Origin of the sequence: Promicromonospora kroppenstedtii DSM 19349 (assembly GCF_000515355.1) — a bacterium.
GTDB classification, from domain to species: domain Bacteria; phylum Actinomycetota; class Actinomycetes; order Actinomycetales; family Cellulomonadaceae; genus Promicromonospora; species Promicromonospora kroppenstedtii.
Genome location: NZ_KI911625.1, coordinates 43,408 through 47,038, shown reverse-complemented (window position 1 = coordinate 47,038; position 3,631 = coordinate 43,408). Strand labels below are relative to the sequence as shown.

The window sequence follows — 3,631 nt, the reverse complement described above, 5'->3', positions numbered from 1 at the left end:
CACCGTAGTAGCGGTCCACGGTGGCGGCCGTGATGGTGCCGGTGGTGTCGGCGATGAGCTGCGAGCACGCCGCGGCGAGCTCGCGCAGGTCGCTGCCGAGGGCGTCCACGAGGGCGCGCACGCCCTCGGCGTCCGCCCGGCGCCGGGCCGCCTTGAACTCGCCCACCACGAACGACGCCTTCTCGGCGTCCTTGGTCACGGGCTCGCAGACCATGACGGGCGCGCCCGAACCGGTGATCGTGTCGAGCATCTTCTTGCCGCGCTGCCCGCCGCCGTGGACGACGACCACGGTGGTCTCCGGGTCGGGCGCGCCGACGTAGGCGATCAGGTCGGCCATCAGGTCCTCCGTGCCGGACTCCGTCGAGCGGACCACGACCACCTTGGCCTCGCCGAACAGGGACGGGCTCGCCGCGACCATGAGCTGGCCGGTGCCGTAGGTGGCCCCCTCCAGCTCCACCTTCTCGACCTCGGGGTCGCGCTCCCGCACGAGCCGCACGACGCCGTCGACCGCGCGCTCGGTCAGGAGCGGCTCGGCGCCGCGCACCAGCACGACGGGAGCGACCGTGGGCTCGTCCCAGCTGCGGCCGGCGGGAGCGGTGGCGGTACGGCGTCGGGTAGCGGGAGGCACGGACACAGCCTGCCACGCGCCACCGACAAGGGGCGGTCACGCCGCGATGTGCCGTGCGCTACTCCCAGTGCAGGTCCGTCAGCGCGATCCGCCCGCCGTCGGTCCAGGCGTTCGCGACCACGCACGCACCCTGCACGGCGCAGTCCGCGACTCCCCCGCCGACCAGCTCGATCTGCCGCTCCACGCGGAGCCGGGTGACCAGGGTGCCCGCACGGTCCGCGATGACGCGCCTGCCGTCGTCGTACAGGCAGTTGTCGCCGTCCACCCCGCCGTCCGAGGTGGTCGCGCACTGCACTATCCGGACGGTCGAGCCCGCGGCGAAGCCGGCGCCGGTCACGGTGACCCGGCCGGCGTCGGCCTTCAGACTCGGTTCGGACAGCTCGAGCACGGGTGCGTCCGGCGGCTCGGAGCCGCCGGGCAGGGGCGCCGGGACGGACACGAGCACGCGGTCCGACAGGTCGGCGACGGCGAGCGTGCACGGGTCACCCGTGCAGTCCACCTCGGACACGGCGCCCACGTGGACGAACGCCCGCGCCTGACGTGTCTCGGAGATCCGCCCGTCGCCGTCGGCGACCACCTGCTCGCTGGTCGACATGTCGCACTCGTCGAGCGCGCTCGCCCCCGTCGCGGTGCCGGCGGTGCACTGGACCAGGTACTGGTTGCGACCCGCGTACCCGGTGCCGCGCACGATCCAGGCGCCGCCTGCGGACCGGACCGTGAGGGTGGGCTCCTCCCCGCCGTCGGCACTGCCCGTGCCGCCGTCGGCGCGGCTCGTGCCGCCCGCACCACCCCGGCTCTCCTGGCTGGGTGACGGGCCCGCCCCGCTCCCGCGCGCGGAGCCCGAGCCCTGACCCGCCGGCTCAGCGGTGCAGCCGGCGAGCAGGAGCAGAACCGTCGCGAGGACGACAGGGCCGACCCGCCGCGCGCGCATCACGGGTATCCCATGTACACGTCGATGGCCCCGGCCAGGCGCCAGCTCCAGGAGTCGCGGTCGTTCATCCAGCTCACGCCCCGTCGCCAGACGTGGAAGTCCTGCTCCAGGTAGCAGGCGACGGCGTTGGTCTGGTTCAGCTCGCCCAGGTCGGTCCGGTACTGCCGGGTGTCGTTCGTGCCCGGGCTGCTGGCACCCACGCGCTGCACGATCTCGGCGGCGCACGCCTTGCCCGCCTTGGACACGTACAGCACGTGCGTGCCGTACCTGGACGCGGGCTGCTTGGACTCGCACGCCGCGCTGATCGCGTTCGAGTGCAGGGGGACGTGCAGGTCCGCGCCGACCCGGTTCGAGCTGGCGATGTTCTTGCGGGTGAGGTCGTTGCCCCGCACCACCTTGTAGCCGCGCTGCAGGAGGCTGAGGTGGTTGGTGCCGCCGCCCCGGATGGTCGACATCGCGAGCCGGTAGGAGTTGCTGTTCTCGCTGAAGCCGCGGCAGCCGGTGTTGTCGTGGCAGACGGTGTCCCCGCGGTCGTGGCACGCCTGGGACAGGTAGATCACCTTGCCGTTCCAGTCGTCCGGCACGTAGGTCACGTCGGCGGCGGCCGACGGGGCCACGGCCACCAGACCGGCGGCGCCCACGAGCAGGGCGGTGAGCACGGCCAGGAGCCGGCGGAGCATGGTGTGCATCGCGGCCCCCTCAGCCCAGCTCGATCGGCAGGTCGGTCGCCGCGCACATGTCGCCGCCCGTGGCATAGGCGAAGGCGAGGCAGTCCCCGTCGAGCGTGAACTTCACCGAGTCGACGGCGCCGTTGCTGTACGCCGTGAACAGGAGCGCCTGCCAGACGTCGCCCGGGTAGACCCCGGCGTCGGACAGCGCCTGCTCGAACCCGGCGGCGACGTCGACCGTCGCCTCGCCCTTGGTCAGGCGCACCTTGGTGGCCGCCAGGCCCGCGTCCGGCAGGTAGGAGGCCAGGACCTCGTCGACGGCGGTCGCCAGCGTCCGGGAGGGTCCGCCGCGTGTCACGCGCTTCGCTCCCGCGGTGAGCTGGACGTCCTCGCCGGTGCCGCAGCCCAGGACCGGCGTCGTCGAGCCGTCCTTCGAGCGCTTGCCCTCGGGGACGTCCGGGCACGTGGCGTCCGGTGCGACGTCGTCCGCGGACGCCTGCGCGTCGAGCTCTGCGCGCTCCTCGCCGGTGCGGGAACCCGTCCCGCCGACGACGACGGTCCAGCCGTCGAGCACGTCGGCCGACTCGTCGAGCCACTGCTCGGCGGCCGCCGGATCCTGCGTGGTATCGACCCGGACCACCTGGTCCTCCTCGGAGACGTCGGTGACGACCTCCTGGTCCAGAAGGTCCTGCCGGAGCTGAACCTGCGCGGAGACCTGGTCCCGGCCGGCCGCGCTGAACGCCGCCGCCGGGACGAGGAGCGCCACCGCTGCTGTCACCGCGATCATCCGGCGGTGCCGCCGGGCGGTAAGTCCTAGTTCGACCACGTTGCCCCCTGATAGGTGCCGAAAAAGCTCCTTCGTCTTTCACCCACGTTAGGGCCGTGGCCGGGATCCGCAACGTTTCGCGAAAGTGTGGCGCTGACTTGCGTCGTCGTGCGTGGGCAAGCGCTTGCCTGAGCACTAGCAGCCCGCGAGGGCCATCTCACCTCCGCGGACGACGAGCGCGACGGTGCCGCACTCGTCCGTGCGCACCACCGCGGCGCCGACGCCCGCGTACAGGTCGAGCGCCTCGTCGGTGGGGTGCCCGTACTCGTTGTCCCGCCCTGCGGACACGAGCGCGACCGCCGGACGCACCCGCTCAGCGAGCTCGCGGGACTGCACCGCTGACCCGTGGTGCGCGATCTTCACGACGTCGGCGCGACCTGTCAGCGGCACCAGCGCTGCCTGGCCGACGTCCTCCAGGTCGCCCAGGAGGAGCACGTCCAGTCCGGCGACCCGGGCGGACAGCACCACGCTGGAGTCGTTCGCGCCCGTTCCCGCGCCCGCCTGCAGCACCTGCCACGCGAGGGTCCCGGCCGTCCCCCGGTCGCCGGACCCGGCGACCCGCACGGGGACGCCGGCCG

At 73.5% G+C, this 3,631-nt stretch carries 5 protein-coding genes; all 5 read right to left on the bottom strand.

Features of this window, described 5'->3' with window-relative positions; genetic code table 11:
• Nucleotides 1-628, bottom strand: a 628-nt coding sequence (locus PROKR_RS33995; protein WP_483823629.1) for a DNA polymerase III subunit delta, incomplete at its 3' end; no start/stop codon positions are given.
• Between the two features lie 58 nt (nt 629-686).
• Nucleotides 687-1,559: a neocarzinostatin apoprotein domain-containing protein gene (locus PROKR_RS05820; RefSeq protein WP_036960500.1), complete on the bottom strand. Its 873-nt coding sequence runs from the start codon at nt 1,557-1,559 to the stop codon at nt 687-689.
• The gene (locus tag PROKR_RS05815; protein ID WP_036960498.1) at nt 1,559-2,248 is read right to left on the bottom strand and encodes an N-acetylmuramoyl-L-alanine amidase; all 690 of its coding nucleotides are present in this window, start codon (nt 2,246-2,248) and stop codon (nt 1,559-1,561) included. Before PROKR_RS05815 ends, PROKR_RS05820 begins: the two co-directional genes overlap by 1 nt.
• 10 nt (nt 2,249-2,258) lie before the next feature.
• Nucleotides 2,259-3,053, bottom strand: a complete 795-nt coding sequence (locus PROKR_RS05810; protein WP_211240041.1) for a hypothetical protein — start codon at nt 3,051-3,053, stop codon at nt 2,259-2,261.
• A 135-nt stretch (nt 3,054-3,188) separates the two neighbouring features.
• On the bottom strand, nt 3,189-3,631 hold a 443-nt coding region (locus tag PROKR_RS05805), incomplete at its 5' end, for a ComEC/Rec2 family competence protein (protein ID WP_036960493.1).